Source organism: Parazoarcus communis (assembly GCF_003111645.1).
Classification (GTDB): Bacteria; Pseudomonadota; Gammaproteobacteria; order Burkholderiales; family Rhodocyclaceae; genus Parazoarcus; species Parazoarcus communis_A.
Window position 1 is genome coordinate 1,520,797 of the sequence record NZ_CP022187.1, and the last position, 15,704, is coordinate 1,536,500.

The following is a 15,704-nucleotide window of genomic DNA, read 5'->3' on the forward strand; positions in this document are numbered from 1 at the left end:
CCTCCCGCTTCAACGCAAGGAAAACACCACCAGTCTTCCGCCAGCCTCGGCCTTTGCCGCTGTGGGCTTGACCATGAAAACGCGCTCGGGCGGCACCTTGCCCGTCGTCACCAGCCACTCGCGCACATTCTGCGCACGCTGCTGCGCAAGCAACCTGAGGTCCTCGTCGCCCACCGTCATCGTCGGCAACAGCAGCGCCTCCATCTCGGCAACCGGCAGACTCTTGGCGACACCGAGGAAGTTGCGCGGCTTCTCGATCTCGGTGTCGTCATAGACCTCTTCGAGCAAGGCGGCGTACTCGTCCTCAGCAATCTCGATATTCTGCAGCGAAGGCGCAGACTGTCCGCTCTTGACCATCGCCTTGAGCTTGACCGCACGCACCTGATCAAGCAGCTTTGCGCGGCGAATGCCCTCGGGGTCGCTCGCAGGATCGGCAAAGCCGGTGATGTCGAGCCGCAAGCCGGCCCGATCGACCAGCACCTTGGCGAGCGTCGCCAGCTTTTTCTGCTGCGCCTCACCCGGACGTGACACACCGGAGTCGAACTCGACCTGGGACAGCTCCTCGCCCCCTCCAAGCACGGACCCGAGCAGCGCGAAGGGCGAGGTGATCGCCTTGCCCACCAGATTGAAGAGCGCCTTCACCACCAGTCCGAACACGCTGAACTCGGGGTCGTCCATGGTGCCGCTCACCGGCAGATCAAGATTGATCTGACCGCGACTGTCCTTGAGCAGCGACACGGCCAGCTGCACCGGCAGGTTGACCGCATCCGGACTGTCGACGGCCTCGCCGAAGGTGAGCTGGTCGAGGAAGATCTGGTTTCCCGCCGTGAGCTTGCGCTCCTCGATCCTGTACGTGAGTTCTGCCGACAACTTGCCGCGCTGAATGCCGTAGCCGACATACTTGCCCGAGTAGCTCGACAAACCGGTCAGCTCGAAATCCTTCACCGAGGCACCGATGTTCAGGTACTGATCCTGCCGAAAGGGGTTGAACTCGCCGTTGATCGATACCGGCGCCGAATTGTCGACCCTGCCGTCCAGCGTCAGCTTGGCAATCGTGGTCGGGTCCGAAGACAGTCCGGACAACTCCCCCGCCATCCCGGTCAGGTTGGCGTCGTAGTTGGGGCGCACGAAACGGTCGCTGAAGGCGATGTTGCCACCCTTGACCCGGATCCGGCCGATCTTGATCGGCGGCATGTCGGCCTGCGCCTTGCCGTCGGCAAGTGCTGCTTCGGCTTTCTGCCGCTCGGCCTCGGCCTCCTCGGTTCCGGCCTGAATCTCGCGCAGGTTGAGCTTGCCCTGGTCGCTCAGGATCAGGCGGGTATAGAAGTCGTTGAGCGCGATGTCGCGCACCTCGAGCGCAAACGGCGCCAGGCGCATATCGATGTCGTTCAGGCTCAGGCTGCCCCAGCGCACGAAATCGGTCGCATTCAGGCGATCGATCGAGGAAAAGTTGGCGACGCCGACATCGCCAGTCAGCCGCCCCTTGATGCCGTCACGCGCTGACTCCAGCGCAAGCTTCGCCTTCGCGTACAGACTTCCGCGCGAAATGGCGATCTTGGTTTCTTCCAGCACATACGGCTGCAGGGGCAGCAGATCGACGTTGTCGAGGTCAAGTGCCATCGACGTCTTCAGCGGATCGAGTACCGCCGTCCCCGACACGCCCAGCTTGCCGCGCTTGTTGATCCGGCTCTTCAGGTCGAGCTTGAGTTCAGCCCCCTTGTCAGTGGAAAAGTTTTCCACCTTGAGCGCGATGCCCTCGGCCTCAAGCACCACGGGCTTGCCCGCACTGCGGTCATCAACCCGCAGCGATGCGTCCTCGAGCGCGAGCTTCCTGACCGTGACCGACCATGGCGCCTCCCCCTTGGCCGCAGGTTTCGCCGGCGCGGCCTTGCCTGCCAGCGCCATCAGGTCGAAGTCGCCATTGCGCTGACGAACGGTCGACACTGCCGCACCCTTCACCCCGAACTCGCCTACGACGACCTTGCGTTCGGCCACCAGTACCTGGGCATTGCTCACGTTCACTTGCGGCAGCTTCAGTGCAGCGCCCTTGTCGCCTTTCAGACCGAGCACGAAATCCTTCAGGTTCAGGGTTTCGGCGTTGACTTCGATCTGTGGCTCACCGCCCTTGAGGGCAAGCTTGTAACGTATCGAGCCGTCGAGACGGCCGCCACGGATCTCGCCGCCAGGCATCGCCGCGGCCAGATAGGGACCATAGCGGGCAGGCTGCAGCTGTTCGACGATCAGGTTGCCATCCAGCTCGAAAGGCTCGAGCCGCAGGCTGTCCTGGTGGCTGAGCTTCTCGCCGGCGTCACTGACATAGTCCAGGCGGATCTCCGCCGGCATGTCTCCGATGGTCGACAGGTCACGCAGGTCGAGGTTGATTGCCTCGATCCGGGTGCGGAAGGGTCCCGGTACGCTGCGATCCTCGAAGCGGACCACGCCATCACGAATTCGCGCCGACGCCAGCAGGAAATCGAGCGGTGCCGGCGCAGCGGGCCTGGCACCATCCTGCGCGGCGGCCACGGTTTTTTCAGCACCGGCCTCCGCGGCCTTCCTTGCCCCGTTCGCGGGTGTCTTTGCAGACGCCTTGGCGGACGTCGCCTGTTCGCCCGGCGCAGACCTGGGCAGCAACTGCAGCACGTTGATGCCGCCGTCGGCGAGGCGAACGAGATTGAGCTCAGGCTGCATCAGGCGCAATTTGCTGAACTGGAAGCGGTTCACCATAGGCTGTACGTCAGCCAGCTCGATACCGAACTCGGCCACAGTCAGCACCGGCGCACCCGCCTTGTCCTGAACCTCCAGCTTGTCGATCTGTACCTGTCCGCTGAGCGCCACCACCGGTGAAGCATCCACCGGCTGACTGAAGCTCAGCTGCATGTCGGCACCGAGCACCCCCGAAGGCAGCTTGAAAGCCGGATCGAACGGCAGGTAAGGCATCCACTCGGGCAGCTGAAAGTCCTTCAGCGAGAAGTCGACGACGGTCTCCCGTTCTTCGGTGAAGGGCTTGGTGCGCCCACTGATGCCCAGCGGCTTGCCGTTGAGCATGGCCGACAGCGACGGCTCGACGAACACATCGACCTTGACCGGCAGATTGGACACGAAGGGAATGCCGATATTGATGTCCGACAGTTCGTGCTGCAGACCTTCGACCTGGTCATCTACCGAAATGCGCCCGCCGGTGAGCTGAATGTTGCCCACCGAGAAGCGCGACTCCCCCTCGCTCTCGGGCTGTTCGCCGAGGCGCTCGACGACGTCTGACCAGTTGTGTCTGCCCGCCGGCAGGCGTGTCAGCGCAAGCTGCAAGCCGTCGACCGAGAGCTCATGCAGCACCGGACCGCCGCGGATGATGGATTCGAGTTCGAGATTGAGGTTGAGACGCTCGAAGGACAGGTCGGGCTTCTGCCCGTCAGCGGCCATGATCCTTGCCCCGCGAACTTCCGCTGCGAGGGTAAAGGGGTTGAACAGGACACCGTCGATCGAAACCTCACGCCCCAGTGTTTCACCCAGGATCTTGGTTGCATAGTGCCGCGCCACTGGCGGCACCACGCCAAACCCGATCACGGCCACGGCCAGCAAGACACCCACTCCCCACTTCGCCGGGCGGATGAACCGCTGCAGACGGGGTTGTTGCGTCGGGCCGGGGGTTGAATCAGACATTCACATGCTCCATGTGCTCGAAAACCGTTATGAATCGACCTGTGAAACCCCGGGGCGAACCCCGAAAATCGTCAGTACGTTTGCCGCCGGTCGTCACCGGGCGTATTCTGCGCCGCTTTCAACGCACCGGGCGCGATTGTGGCTGACCAGCGTTTCGACCTTGTTGTAATCGGTGCCGGCGCCGCCGGCATGATGTGTGCAGCGACCGCAGGCCAGCGCGGCCGGCGCGTACTGCTGCTCGATCATGCCCCCAAACTTGCCGAGAAAATCCGCATCTCGGGCGGCGGGCGATGCAACTTCACCAACCGTCGCGTCGCTGCGGAACACTTTCTGTGCCGCAATCCGCACTTCGTCCGCTCGGCGCTCTCGCGTTACACGGCGCGCGATTTTATCGACCTTGTGGAACGTCATGGGGTTTCTTATCACGAGCGCGACTGGGGACAGCTGTTTTGTGATGATTCCGCGCAACAGATCATCGATCTGCTGCGCGCCGAATGCGAAGACGGGGCAGTCCAGTGGGCCATGCCGGCCAGCGTGCAGGCAGTGGAACGCACATCGGACGAGCATGATCGATTCGTCATCGCCACGACCATGGGTCGATTCTACGCCCACAGCCTGGTGATCGCGACCGGCGGGCTTTCCATCCCCAAGATCGGCGCCAGCCCTTTCGGCTACCGTATCGCCGAGCAATTCGGCATCCCCGTCATCGCACCCCGCCCCGCGCTGGTGCCGCTCACGTTACCCCCGGAAACACTTTCGCTGCTGGCACCGCTGGCCGGCGCCTCCTTCGAGGTCGAAGCCTCCTGCCGCGGCCCCGCCTTTCGCGAGGCCGCCCTGATCACGCATCGCGGGCTGTCAGGCCCCTCCATCCTGCAGGCGTCGAGCTACTGGCAGGCGCAGGCCTATGAGAAGGATGACTGGGCACCGGTCAGCCTCAACCTGCTGCCCGGAATCGATGCCGAGGAATGGCTGATGGCGCATGCCAGCGAGCGCGGCCTGCTCGCCAACCTGCTGTCCGAGCGCCTGCCCCGACGCTTCGCCCACGCACTGTGCGCGCTGCAAGGCTGGGAGAAGCCGGTCAACGCGTTCCGCCATGCGGATCTGCGCCAGATTGCCGCCACCCTTGCCGACTGGCAGCTGGTGCCCTCCGGCACCCAGGGTTATGCCAAGGCCGAGGTCACGCTCGGCGGGGTCGACACCAACGCACTGTCGTCAAAGACGATGGAAGCGCGCAAGCAACCCGGCCTGTTCTTCGCGGGCGAAGTCATGGACGTGACCGGCCACCTCGGCGGGTACAACTTCCAGTGGGCGTGGTCATCCGGTTACGCAGCAGGCCAGCACGCCTGAGCCGGGCACACCCGGCCCCGGCCAGACATTCATCACCCTGTCACACGCCTGCGCCACGCTTGACGGCGACCCCATCGCCCCAGGCCGCACATGCAGGAAAAACAGGTTCGCTCGATCTTTCTGTCGGATATCCACCTCGGCACGCGCGGCTGCCAGGCAGAACGTCTGCTCGATTTCCTGCGTTACCACGATTCCGAGAATCTCTTCCTGATTGGCGACATCGTGGACTTCTGGGCAATGAGCAGAAGCATCCACTGGACCAGCACCCAGAACACCGTCGTGCAAAAGGTGTTGCGGCGTGCGCGCAAGGGCACGCAGGTGGTCTTCATTCCCGGCAACCATGACGAGGCCTTGCGCGAATACATCGGCACCACATTCGGTGACATCCGCCTCGAGTCAGACTGGATTCACGAGACCGCGGACGGGCGGCGCTTCCTGCTGCTGCATGGCGACGAATACGATCAGGTCACCCGCCATCATCGCTGGGTCGCGGTACTCGGTGACGTCGCCTACAACGCGCTGGTCCGCATCAACGGCGGACTGTCACGCATCCGGCGCCGCCTGGGCATCTCCGGCTACTGGTCGCTCGCCGGCTACGCCAAGCGCAAGGTCAAGACCGCGGTCAGCTTCATCTTCGACTTCGAGGACTCGGTGATGCACGGCGCGCGCGAGCGCGGCGTGGATGGCGTGATCTGCGGACACATTCACTGGGCGAGCATGCGTGAGGTCGATGGGCTGACCTATGTGAATTGCGGCGACTGGGTCGACAGCTGCACGGCCATCGTCGAGCATCTCGACGGCCGGCTTGAGCTGATCCACTGGGGCGCCCAGCCCACAGCACAGAAAGCACTGCCAGCGCCCACCGCACAGACACCGGAGCGGGAACAGGAGGCCGCAGTCAGCGCCTGAACCTGGCCGCACGCGGGCCGCTCAGCCCGGTTGCGCCCGACGCCACGGCAACAGCGGCAAATAGGCGAGCACCTGGACTGCGATCAGGCCGCCAAAAGCGAGGCTCAGCGATGCAGACAGTGTCTGCCCCGCCAGCTGCAAGGCATCAAGCGCCAAACCCAGGCCCCACTGCACGGCGAAGGCACCGGCAAACGCCATCAGGTTGATTGCCGTCGATACGCGCGCGAACACCTGACGGGGAAAATTCGAGGCGGTTGCGAGGTAGGTCTGTGAATTGACCGACGACAGCGCACCGAGCAGAAACCACAGCACCACCAGCGGACCCAGATCGAACAGGATGCAGAGCTGCACGCTCAGCATGCCCGCATAGCCGAACTGAATCAGGTTGAGCGGGCGCACGCCGCGCGTTGCAAGGCGCACACCGAGAAGGCCAATGGACAATTGCCCCGCCAGCATGCCGACATTGAGCGCTACCAGATAGCCTGCGGCCTGGGCCAGCGACAGCCCGTTTACGCTCATCAGCCAGGGCACGGCCCAAAGGCTCTGCATGGCCATGAAGCCGCCGGTAAAGAACATCGACGACGCTGCGAATTTCAGGAATGCAGGGGCAGGAAAGATCCGCACCGCCGCGCGCAAGGCATCGAGCAGACGCTCGTTGTCCCCGTGGCTGGCCTCGTCGGGCAAGGACAGGAAAATCCACAGCGAGATCATCAGCGCAAGCGCGGCAATGGTCCAGAACACACCGCGCCACCCCATGAACGGCAGCAAGGCCTCGACCGGTGCGCTTGCAGTGAGCGCGCCCAGCGCACCCGCGGCCATGATGAAACCGGTCATCGAGCTCTGTCGTTCGGCCGGATACCACATTGCGAAGCCTTTCAGCGCCCCCATCAGGCAGGCCGACACACCAACCCCGACCAGCGCGCGCGCACCACCGAGACCGGTAAGCGAATCGCCCATCGCAAAGGCGGCACTGCCCAGCGCGGTCAGCAGCATCAGACAGCCTTCGACCCGGCGCGGACCGAAGCGGTCGAGCGCAATACCCACCGGAATCTGTGCCAGACCGAAGGCCAGAAAATAGGTGCTGGTCAGCAGCCCGAGATCGGCGGCGGAAAGGCCGAGCTCGCCCGTCAGCGTGGGCGAAATCACTGCATTGACCGTACGCAGCAGATAGGACAGGTAATAGCCCAGCGCAAAGGGCAGGAAAATCCGCCCCCAGGCGCCTGGGGCTTGGGCAGGACTCATTTCGGGGAATCCGTTCGGCAAAGGCGGCATTCTGCACGTTTTGCACCATCAAGGGGCGCCCGCGGAATCCAGCGGCATGTTCACGATATTGACCCGCGTCAAGGCTGTAAAGGGATCGATGCGGAGAATCGAGACATTCCAGAGGAGTTCTGCCAATGTCCCTTTCCAGCCTGATGACCGACGACCACCGTGCCTGCGACCACGTTTTTGCCCGGCTCGAGACCCTCGTCGCCAAGGGCGACTGGCCTGCCGCCGCAACTGCCATGTCGGCATTCGCCGCGGCGCTGAACGCACATTTCCTGGCGGAGGAAGAACACCTCTTCCCCGCATTCGAAGCCGCGACCGGCATGCACGGCGGCCCCACCGCGGTGATGCGGGCCGAACATGCCGAGATGCGAACCTTTCTTGACAGCATGCAGGCCGCAATTGACGCCCGCGACGGCGACGATTTTGCGGGCGAAGCCGAAACCCTGATGATCATGATTCAGCAGCACAACATGAAGGAAGAAAACATGCTGTACCCGATGTGCGATGCCCGCCTTGCCGACCGCAGTGGCGAACTGGCAGGCACGCTCGATACGGCCCTGCATGCCCGCACAGCCCCCGGAGCCATGGCATGAACACACCGACGATCGTCGACGCCCGCGGCATGGAACCCCCCGTGCCCTTCGAGATGGCGATGGAGGCCGTGGCCGACCTCGCCCCCGGTCAGGCAGTCACGCTGCTGCTCGACCGCATGCCCCATCCACTGTTCCGTATCCTCGATCGCGACGGCTACCGCTATACCCCGACGGTTCGTGACGACGCAGTGGTCGAGGTCCTGATCGAGCGCCCATGAGCGGCGCCAACCCCGGCCTGGGCTATGAGGCAACGCCGCCGTTTTTGGCACCGCTACGCTTCTTTCTCACCGCACCGCTGTTCGGCATCGTCGCCGGGCTGGTGCTGATCGGCGACAGCGGCCTGCTTGCATCGCGCTGGACGCCGGGCACCCTGGCCGTGGTTCACCTGTTTGCAGTCGGCTTCCTGCTGCAGATCATGCTTGGCGCGCTGATCCAGATCATGCCCGTGGTCGCCGGGGCGGCGTTGCCCGCACCGCTGCTCACCGCCCGACTGACCCACGTCGGGCTCAGTCTGGGTGCGGCCGGACTTGCGGCCGGACTCGGCTTCGGCCTGCCGGTCGTGCTGATCGGCGCCGCGGCACTCCTCGGGCTGAGCATTTTCGGCTTTCTCGGCTGCGCCACCGTTGCCATCATTCGTGCGCCAAAGTCGTCCATGGCAAGCCACACGCCGCGTGATCTGCGCCTTTCGCTCACCGGCCTTGCACTCGCCGTCGTGCTGGGCCTCTCGATCGCACTCGGGCTCAGCGGCGGCGCTGCGCTTCCCCTGCCCTTCACGACTCAGGTCAATCTGCACGCGGGCTGGGCGCTGCTTGGCTGGGCCGGCATTCTCCTCGCGGCGGTGAGCTGGGTGGTGGTCCCGATGTTCCAGATCACGCCCGCCTATCCGGTCGCGCTTACCCGTTACTGGGCCCCCGCCATCCTCGGCCTGCTGTGCGCATGGTCCGTGCTCAGTATCACCGGCTTCGACCAGACCGCGATCGTGCTCGCGCTTGCCCTGATCGCCGCCGTGATCTGCTTTGCCGGCATCACGCTGCGCCAGCAGGCGCGCACGCGACGCAGCACACCCGACGCATCCTTTCGCGCCTTCCGCCTGGCAATGGTGACCCTGATTGCCGGCGCCGGCCTGCTCGCCTTTCCGCATTTCTCCGATGCTGAGCACTGGCCCGTGCTGGCCGGCATCCTGGTCCTGCACGGTGGCCTGGGCGGCGCCACCAGCGCCATGCTGTACAAGATCGTGCCCTTTCTGGCGTGGCTGCATCTCACCCAGGCCAAGGTCAAGGCACCCAACGTCAAGAAGATGCTCCCGGATGCGCGCGCCAAAGCACAGCTCAGGATGCACGTGCTTGCGCTTGCAGCGCTGCTTGCTGCTGCACTGGCGCCAGCGCTGGGAGCGCTTGCGGGACTCGCGCTGATTGTGGAGTTCGGCTGGCTCATGCTCAACCTCCTCCATGTCGTCAGGATGTGGCGGGCAAACGCCCCCACGCCACAGCGCGCCGTCACACCAGCCTGATAAGATCGGCGCCTGTTCCGACCTCAGGCACCCGTCCCGCTCATGCTCCGTATCCCGCCCGCCCTCAGCCGCAGCCTCTTCATCTTCGCCCTTGTCGCCGTGTTCTGGCTCGCCCTGCAACCGGCACCCGATGTCGTCCAGATCGTCAGCTGGCAGGACAAGATCGAACACGCCGTGCTGTTCGCCGTGCTGATGGTGCTGGGCAGCCTTGCCTGGCCGGATCGCATGCCGCAGCTGGTGCTCGGTCTGCTCGCCTACGGTGCGGCGATGGAGGTGGCGCAGTCCTTCACCGACTACCGCTTCGGTGACCTGTGGGACTGGGTTGCCGACGCCATCGGCGTGCTGCTCGCCGCCATCCCGGCCCGCCTGCTTGCGGCCCGCTTTGGCACGCCCCCGGCACTGGCGTCGAGCACTGCCGGTGCACGAAACCAAGCCTGAAGATTCGCGAACCGGTATCATTACGGCCTTTCCGATCAAGACCTTGAAGTCGCGCCGCTGATGAACGCCCGTCACCAACTCGAACTCCTGTCCCCGGCCAAGAATGCCGACTTCGGCATCGAAGCCATCACCCACGGGGCAGACGCCGTCTATATCGGCGGCCCGTCGTTCGGCGCACGTGCCTCAGCGGAAAACACGGTCGCCGACATTGCCCGCCTGGCCGCCCATGCCCATCGTTTTCATGCGCAGGTGTTCGTGGCGCTCAACACCATCCTGCGTGACGATGAGCTCGAGGATGCGCGCAAGCTCATCTGGCAACTCTACGACGCCGGTGCCGACGCGCTGATCGTGCAGGACATGGGCCTGCTCGAACTCGACCTGCCCCCGATCCAGCTCCATGCCAGCACCCAGACCGACATCCGCGACGCGGCCAAGGCCCGCTTCCTGCAGGACGTCGGTTTTTCGCAGATCGTGCTCGCACGTGAGCTTACGCTGGATGAGGTGAAGAAGATCGCCGCCGCCACCGAGTGCCAGCTCGAGTATTTCGTCCATGGCGCACTGTGCGTGGCCTTCAGCGGCCAGTGCTACATCAGCCATGCCCACACCGGACGCAGCGCCAACCGCGGCGAGTGTTCGCAGGCCTGTCGCCTGCCCTACGACCTGGCCGACAAGGACGGCAACATCATCGCCCGCGACCAGCACATGCTGTCGATGAAGGACAACAACCAGAGCGCCAACCTGCGCACCCTGGCTGCGGCCGGCGTGAGCTCGTTCAAGATCGAGGGTCGCTACAAGGACCTCTCCTACGTCAAGAACATCACCGCGCACTACCGTCAGCTGCTCGACGAGATCATCGAACACCCCGATGCCGACGGCCCCGCATGGCAGCGCGCCTCGAGCGGGCGCAGCACCTTCCTGTTCATACCGCAGGCGGAGAAGACCTTCAACCGCGGCTATACCGATTACTTCACCAACAAGCGTCAGCACGGCATCGAAGCCTTCGAGTCGCCCAAGTTCGTCGGAGAGGCGATCGGTCGCGTGACCCGCATCGACACCAAGGCCGGCAAGTTCTTCGAGATCGAGCGCGTGGCGCCGATCCACAACGGCGACGGCCTCACCTGGTACGACGCCAAGGGCGACCTCACCGGTCTGCGCATCAACCGTGCCGAGCACGACGCGGCAGGCGAAGGCGTGGATCGCATCTTTACTGCCGACGCGCTGCCGGCCGACCTGGTGCCTGGCATCTCGGTGTTCCGCAACCACGATCAGGCTTTCGAGCGTGCGCTGGAAAAGAAATCCGCGGATCGCCGCATCACGGTGGACGCACGCTTTTTCAAGACCTCCGATGGCTACGCGCTGACTCTGAGCGACGCGGACGGCGTGACCGCAACGGCCGCCATTCAGGCCGCCCACGAAGCCGCTCAACAGGCCGAACGCGCACTGGGCACGATCCGCGACCACATTGCCAAGCTTGGCAACACGATCTTCACGGCACAGGAAATCACGCTCGATGTCGCCGACGCGCCCTTCCTGCCGGCCTCGGCGCTCAATGCGCTGCGTCGTGACGCCGTCGAACGGCTGGAAGCTGCGCGCCTGCAGGCCCACGCCCGTCCGCCGCGTGCGGCGCCGGTCGAACCGCCCGTTCCATTCCCGGACGACTCGCTGAGCTATCTCGCCAACGTCCTCAACGAAAAGGCGCGTGATTTCTATGTGAAACACGGCGTCAAGCTGATCGACGCGGCCTACGAGGCCAATGAAGAGCACGGCGAGGTGTCAGTGATGATCACCAAGCACTGCCTGCGCTACAGCTTCAACCTGTGCCCCAAGGAAGTGAAAGGCATCCGCCCCGACCCGATGACCCTGGTCAACGGCAAGGAGACCCTCACGCTGCGCTTCGACTGCAAGCGCTGCGAGATGCACGTGATGGGCGAACTGAAGCCGCACGTCGCCAGGCTGCAGGCACAGATCGCACCGCAGAAGATCAGCTTCCATCCCACGCGCCCCGGTGCGGGCGTTACCGTTCAGTAGTGCGGCGGCACTTCGTCTTCCGGACTCAGACGTCCGGGAGGCTGAACGGCCTGCATCTGCTGCGCAAGTTGCCGCAGATGCTGCTGCATCAGGTCGATCTGCTGTTGCTGGCGGTAGACGGTGCGATTGAGTTCGTCGAGCAGATCCTCGGCAAACATCAGCTTCGATTCGAGGCGTTCGATGCGCTCTTCCATGACGGCGGCGGCAGGGTGGCCGCAAATTGGCTTCGGGGCGCGGATTCTAACCCGCGCCACCGGCAAACGAGCGCGAATGCAGCCCGACTCAGTGCGCCGCTGCCAGCGCCTCGACCGCAGCAGTGAGTGCGGGCACGACCTCTGCGCCGTCGTTTTCTGCCAGCAGGTCACGTGCATGGGCGAGCAGTGCATCGGCCTTGCCGGCCTCGTTCCCCACCTTCAGCTCGCTTGCAAAACGTCCGATACTGCCCGCCACCAGGCGCGTGATGCGGCCGTTCTCGCCGGCAATCCGGCTGGTGGCAATGGCATTGGCGATCAGCTCGGAGACAATGCGCGGGTAGTCCTTGTCGGCCACGACCTCACTCCTCGACCGACGCCGCAGCATAGTTTCGCAGCCGCCGCTCGGCGCTGACACCCAGGATCTTGGCCAGCCAGGGCGGCGGCGAGCCCTTCATCATGTCCTGAAACTCGGCCATCACCTCCATCGCCGGTCCGCCCTCGATACGCTTGATCGGGTAGATATTGCCCTTGATCACCTTCGCCGCCGCCGGACCACCGATGGAGACGACGTAGAGCACATGGCAATCGGAGATGAGCTGCACGCGAAAGCCATTCTTGTCGTCGGCAAAATCGGCCTCGAGCGCGTCGCGGATGTCCACCAGGCGGATTTCGGTCGCCGACACCTGATAGACCAGATAGCGGATACAGGACCCGAAATGCCCGTTGAGCGCCTCGCCACTGTCGGAGGCGAGCGCCACCCGCACCGACCCCTTCATGTCGCCCTCAGCGAACGCCTGCACCGGCGGCAAGGGCTCGCCCTGGGTGTCGCCCCACAGGATGCGCACGGCGAGCTTCATCGCCTCCAGGCCGATTCCGATGTCTTCGCCATCCTCCTCGCCATCCACGCTGGCAAAGGCCGTCTTCAGATCCGTCACGGTCACCGTACGCAGATCGTCGGTGTCGATCTGCTCGCTGCCAATCCGGTTCTGCAGCACATCGATCAGTTTCGGCAGGGTGATGCCCGGCATCGACCGGGCTGCGAGGGCGACGCGCAGCGCGGCGTCACGGGTGATGGGCATTGCGCTCTCTTGCATGGGGAAGACTCCTCTTGATCGGGGTGGTGCTCCCTCCAGCAGATTGAGTGCCAGCATCGCCAGCTCCGCTCCGGCACCCTATCCGTCTGTTTTCAATGGACTTAATAAACGTGGATCAGACATGCAGACTGTGCGTTTCTCGACAAACACCGGTATCGCACCAACAATGACGACATGGCGAGCGGTGAAAGGCGTGCCGTGGATGCTACGGACTGCGCTGCAGCAAACAGCGCGCTATCATCGGGGCAAGACTCAACCATCGGATCTTCATGTCGAACGCGCCCTCTCAGTCCGCTCCGGAAGCCCCTGCCGAACTGAGCGCCCGCCACAGCCCGCTAGACGACGTGCAAGCCCTGCTCGTGGGCACGCTGTTTCTGGCCCTGTCGATCTCGTTCTTTCGCGACGCGGGCATGCTCACCGGCGGCACGGCCGGTCTGGCCTTCCTGATCCACTACGCCTTCGACCTGCCCTTCGGCGCAGCCTTCTTCGCGATCAACCTGCCCTTCTACATCTTTGCGCTGCGCGCACTCGGACGCGAGTTCACGCTGAAGACCTTCTGTACCGTGCTGCTGCTCTCGGTGTGCACCGAGTATCTGCCCAGCATGCTCAGCATCGCCCACGTCGACCCGGTCTTTGCCGCGATCATGGGCGGACTGCTAGCGGGTACCGGCCTGCTCATGCTGATCCGCCACCGCTCCAGCCTGGGCGGGGTCGGCGTGCTGGCGATCTACCTGCAACAGCGCAAAGGCTGGCGCGCGGGCTGGGTGCAGATGGCGGCGGACTGCGTGATCATGGCGCTCGCGCTGCTGGCGGTCGACGCCCGGCTGGTCGGGCTTTCGGTGCTCGGCGCGGTGGCGGTGAACTTCGTCATTGCTGTGAATCACCGCCCCGGGCGTTATTTCGGGATCTGAGCGTGGCGGTCGAAATCGCCGAGCTGCGCCGCTGCCCGACCTGCCAGCGCTGGGACGGCACGCGTCAGCTGGCCGCAGACGGCAGCACGGTCGAGCTCGACCCGGCAAACAACCGCGGCAAATGCACCGAAGGCCCATGGCACGGCTCCCTGCGCGGGCCGCGCAACGCCTGTGGCCAGTGGCTGCAATGGATCGAAATCCTGCCCGTCAATACGCCAGACGGTTCAGCGACTGACAGCTGAGGGCAGCGAAGCCCCCAGCCCGGCCACTCTTATTCTTCTTCGTCCTCATCCACTGCAAGGTCTGGATTGACCGGCGCGGGCCCGTTCGCAAGCGCAGCCGCAAGCATCTGGCTGCGGCTGTCGGGGGTTTCCAGACTGATCCTGCCCAGCGCGCCGCTGCGATAGTCGAGCAACAGGATCTGAGCGGCTTTCTCCAGGTCGAGACCGCCCCCCTTCTGCAGGCAGCCGCGACGACGTCCGACCTCCTCGACCAGCCCCGGTCCGTCGAAGTTCGACGGGTCAATGCGATAGCGGGCGGCGAGCAGCGCAGGGTAGCGTTCAAGCAGCACGTCACCCAGAAAGGCCGCGACCTCCTCGTCGATCACCGCATTGCGGCCGATCGCATGGCTCGCCGCGAGCATGAAGCCGTCGGAATCGTAGTCGATCTTGGGCCACATCAGTCCGGGCGTATCGGTGAGCGTCAGGCCGGGACCGAGATCGAGCGTCTGCTGGCTCTTGGTCACCGCCGGTTCGTCGCCAACCTTGGCCACCTTGCGCTTGATCAGGGCATTCATCAACGTGGACTTGCCCACGTTGGGGATGCCCATCAGGATCATCCGCAGCGGCTTGATGTTGTCGCTGCGGTGCGGCGCGAGCTGGCGACACAAGCCGGTGATGCGTGCCACGTCAGCCGGCTTCTTGGCCGAAATCGACACGGCCTTCACCCCGGGCTGACGGTTGTAGAAATCCATCCACGCCTGCGTCGCCACCGGATCTGCGAGATCCGCCTTGTTAAGCAGCTTGAGACAGGGGCGATTGCGGAAGCGGCGCAACTCTCCGATCATCGGATTGCTGCTGGCTTCGGGCAGGCGGGCATCGGTCACTTCGATGACGACATCAATCGCAGCCAGCGTCTCTGCAGCTTTCCGGCGCGCGGAGTTCATGTGACCGGGGAACCACTGGATGGGCATCGGAAGTCCGGACTAACAAAAAAGGGTCTGCATTATCCCATCTTCCGGCCAGATCTGAATCCGCAGCACACTCCAGCTTATGTTCCGCCTCGTCATCGTCATATCTGTCCGGTTGCATGACGAATCAAAAAAAAATCCCACACCCCAATAAAACCGTGTATTGTGGCGTCGCAGTCGATTCAAGCAGTTGTCTTTGTGGTGTCGTTTCCGCGTGTTCGTTCCGCGAACTTTACGGTTTGATTCCCTCGATACTTGTTTCTTGATCGTTCCTGCACTCTGGGCGCGAGCCCCTTCTTATGTTTTAAAGGAACGCAAAATGAGCACTCAAACCGGTACCGTCAAGTGGTTCAACGACGCCAAGGGCTTCGGCTTCATCACCCCGGAACAGGGCGGTGACGACCTGTTCGCACACTTCAGCGAAATTCAAGGCAAGGGCTTCAAGAGCCTGGCCGAGAACCAGCGCGTAGAATTCGAAGTCAAGAACGGCCCCAAGGGCCTGCAGGCGGCCAACATCCGCCCGCTCTGATCAGCCCTCGCTGATCAATCAGAACGCGGCCTCAGG

At 64.1% G+C, this 15,704-nt stretch carries 16 protein-coding genes; 10 read left to right on the forward strand and 6 right to left on the reverse strand.

The genetic code is table 11. The features are described 5' to 3' along the window. Window positions 1-9 precede the first annotated feature (9 nt). A complete protein-coding gene (locus tag CEW83_RS06920; protein ID WP_108948694.1) occupies window positions 10-3,657 on the reverse strand; it encodes a DUF748 domain-containing protein in 3,648 nt (1,215 codons plus the stop codon). 192 nt (window positions 3,658-3,849) lie between these two features. Here CEW83_RS06920 and CEW83_RS06925 point away from each other — a divergent pair, with 192 nt between their 5' ends. Together CEW83_RS06925 and CEW83_RS06930 are read left to right on the forward strand one after the other, a co-directional pair. Next, complete coding sequence (locus CEW83_RS06925; RefSeq protein ID WP_234419069.1) at window positions 3,850-5,004, forward strand: NAD(P)/FAD-dependent oxidoreductase; 1,155 nt, start codon at window positions 3,850-3,852, stop codon at window positions 5,002-5,004. A 90-nt stretch (window positions 5,005-5,094) separates the two neighbouring features. Further along, the gene (locus CEW83_RS06930) at window positions 5,095-5,913 is read left to right on the forward strand and encodes a UDP-2,3-diacylglucosamine diphosphatase (protein ID WP_108948696.1); all 819 of its coding nucleotides are present in this window, start codon (window positions 5,095-5,097) and stop codon (window positions 5,911-5,913) included. Window positions 5,914-5,934: 21 nt separating this feature from the next. Here CEW83_RS06930 and CEW83_RS06935 read toward each other — a convergent pair whose 3' ends face one another. After that, window positions 5,935-7,155, reverse strand: a complete 1,221-nt coding sequence (locus tag CEW83_RS06935) for an MFS transporter (protein ID WP_199915222.1) — start codon at window positions 7,153-7,155, stop codon at window positions 5,935-5,937. Window positions 7,156-7,310: 155 nt separating this feature from the next. Between CEW83_RS06935 and CEW83_RS06940 the strand changes: the two genes are divergently transcribed. The 5 genes from CEW83_RS06940 to CEW83_RS06960 are packed head-to-tail and all read left to right on the forward strand — an operon-like array spanning window position 7,311 to window position 11,751. Further along, window positions 7,311-7,775, forward strand: a complete 465-nt coding sequence (locus CEW83_RS06940) for a hemerythrin domain-containing protein (protein WP_108948698.1) — start codon at window positions 7,311-7,313, stop codon at window positions 7,773-7,775. Continuing rightward, window positions 7,772-7,993, forward strand: a complete 222-nt coding sequence (locus tag CEW83_RS06945) for a DUF2249 domain-containing protein (protein WP_108948699.1) — start codon at window positions 7,772-7,774, stop codon at window positions 7,991-7,993. The genes CEW83_RS06940 and CEW83_RS06945 overlap by 4 nt, the downstream gene beginning before the upstream one ends. Beyond that, window positions 7,990-9,285, forward strand: coding sequence for a hypothetical protein (locus tag CEW83_RS06950; RefSeq protein WP_108948700.1), 1,296 nt, complete (start codon window positions 7,990-7,992; stop codon window positions 9,283-9,285). Before CEW83_RS06945 ends, CEW83_RS06950 begins: the two co-directional genes overlap by 4 nt. Window positions 9,286-9,327: 42 nt before the next feature. Continuing rightward, complete coding sequence (locus CEW83_RS06955) at window positions 9,328-9,723, forward strand: VanZ family protein (protein ID WP_108948701.1); 396 nt, start codon at window positions 9,328-9,330, stop codon at window positions 9,721-9,723. A 60-nt stretch (window positions 9,724-9,783) separates the two neighbouring features. After that, window positions 9,784-11,751, forward strand: coding sequence for a peptidase U32 family protein (locus tag CEW83_RS06960; protein WP_420094093.1), 1,968 nt, complete (start codon window positions 9,784-9,786; stop codon window positions 11,749-11,751). Here the strand turns inward: CEW83_RS06960 and CEW83_RS06965 are convergent. The 3 genes from CEW83_RS06965 to CEW83_RS06975 all read right to left on the reverse strand — a co-directional run bounded on the left by CEW83_RS06965 (window position 11,745) and on the right by CEW83_RS06975 (window position 13,039). Beyond that, entirely contained in the window at window positions 11,745-11,945 is a 201-nt protein-coding gene (locus CEW83_RS06965) for a SlyX family protein (protein ID WP_108948703.1), read from the reverse strand. The two genes, CEW83_RS06960 and CEW83_RS06965, sit on opposite strands and share 7 nt — an antisense overlap. Before the next feature lie 88 nt (window positions 11,946-12,033). Then, the gene (locus CEW83_RS06970; RefSeq protein ID WP_108948704.1) at window positions 12,034-12,300 is read right to left on the reverse strand and encodes a hypothetical protein; all 267 of its coding nucleotides are present in this window, start codon (window positions 12,298-12,300) and stop codon (window positions 12,034-12,036) included. A gap of 4 nt (window positions 12,301-12,304) precedes the next feature. Further along, window positions 12,305-13,039 carry a dinitrogenase iron-molybdenum cofactor biosynthesis protein gene (locus tag CEW83_RS06975; protein ID WP_108948705.1) on the reverse strand — a complete coding sequence of 245 codons (735 nt, stop codon included), beginning with the start codon at window positions 13,037-13,039 and terminating at the stop codon, window positions 12,305-12,307. A 269-nt stretch (window positions 13,040-13,308) separates the two neighbouring features. On the opposite strand from CEW83_RS06975, the gene CEW83_RS06980 reads away from it, so the two are divergent. Both CEW83_RS06980 and CEW83_RS06985 read left to right on the forward strand, forming a co-directional pair. After that, window positions 13,309-13,950: a YitT family protein gene (locus tag CEW83_RS06980; protein ID WP_108948706.1), complete on the forward strand. Its 642-nt coding sequence runs from the start codon at window positions 13,309-13,311 to the stop codon at window positions 13,948-13,950. A 2-nt stretch (window positions 13,951-13,952) separates the two neighbouring features. Continuing rightward, window positions 13,953-14,192: a hypothetical protein gene (locus CEW83_RS06985; protein WP_108948707.1), complete on the forward strand. Its 240-nt coding sequence runs from the start codon at window positions 13,953-13,955 to the stop codon at window positions 14,190-14,192. Between the two features lie 29 nt (window positions 14,193-14,221). On the opposite strand, the gene ylqF is transcribed toward CEW83_RS06985, so the two are convergent. Then, entirely contained in the window at window positions 14,222-15,142 is a 921-nt protein-coding gene (gene ylqF, locus CEW83_RS06990; RefSeq protein ID WP_108948708.1) for a ribosome biogenesis GTPase YlqF, read from the reverse strand. Window positions 15,143-15,458: 316 nt separating this feature from the next. Between ylqF and cspE the strand changes: the two genes are divergently transcribed. Then, entirely contained in the window at window positions 15,459-15,668 is a 210-nt protein-coding gene (cspE, locus tag CEW83_RS06995) for a cold-shock protein (protein WP_108948709.1), read from the forward strand. The last annotated feature ends 36 nt before the right edge of the window (window positions 15,669-15,704 follow it).

What these genes read in the sequence shown, in the direction of transcription:
- CEW83_RS06920 (WP_108948694.1), bottom strand. Translation starts at nt 3,657, where the DNA reads ATGTCTGATTCAACCCCCGGCCCGACGCAACAACCCCGTCTGCAGCGG.
- CEW83_RS06925 (WP_234419069.1), top strand. Translation starts at nt 3,850, where the DNA reads ATGTGTGCAGCGACCGCAGGCCAGCGCGGCCGGCGCGTACTGCTGCTC.
- CEW83_RS06930 (WP_108948696.1), top strand. Translation starts at nt 5,095, where the DNA reads ATGCAGGAAAAACAGGTTCGCTCGATCTTTCTGTCGGATATCCACCTC.
- CEW83_RS06935 (WP_199915222.1), bottom strand. Translation starts at nt 7,155, where the DNA reads ATGAGTCCTGCCCAAGCCCCAGGCGCCTGGGGGCGGATTTTCCTGCCC.
- CEW83_RS06940 (WP_108948698.1), top strand. Translation starts at nt 7,311, where the DNA reads ATGTCCCTTTCCAGCCTGATGACCGACGACCACCGTGCCTGCGACCAC.
- CEW83_RS06945 (WP_108948699.1), top strand. Translation starts at nt 7,772, where the DNA reads ATGAACACACCGACGATCGTCGACGCCCGCGGCATGGAACCCCCCGTG.
- CEW83_RS06950 (WP_108948700.1), top strand. Translation starts at nt 7,990, where the DNA reads ATGAGCGGCGCCAACCCCGGCCTGGGCTATGAGGCAACGCCGCCGTTT.
- CEW83_RS06955 (WP_108948701.1), top strand. Translation starts at nt 9,328, where the DNA reads ATGCTCCGTATCCCGCCCGCCCTCAGCCGCAGCCTCTTCATCTTCGCC.
- CEW83_RS06960 (WP_420094093.1), top strand. Translation starts at nt 9,784, where the DNA reads ATGAACGCCCGTCACCAACTCGAACTCCTGTCCCCGGCCAAGAATGCC.
- CEW83_RS06965 (WP_108948703.1), bottom strand. Translation starts at nt 11,945, where the DNA reads ATGGAAGAGCGCATCGAACGCCTCGAATCGAAGCTGATGTTTGCCGAG.
- CEW83_RS06975 (WP_108948705.1), bottom strand. Translation starts at nt 13,039, where the DNA reads ATGCAAGAGAGCGCAATGCCCATCACCCGTGACGCCGCGCTGCGCGTC.
- CEW83_RS06980 (WP_108948706.1), top strand. Translation starts at nt 13,309, where the DNA reads ATGTCGAACGCGCCCTCTCAGTCCGCTCCGGAAGCCCCTGCCGAACTG.
- ylqF (WP_108948708.1), bottom strand. Translation starts at nt 15,142, where the DNA reads ATGCCCATCCAGTGGTTCCCCGGTCACATGAACTCCGCGCGCCGGAAA.
- cspE (WP_108948709.1), top strand. Translation starts at nt 15,459, where the DNA reads ATGAGCACTCAAACCGGTACCGTCAAGTGGTTCAACGACGCCAAGGGC.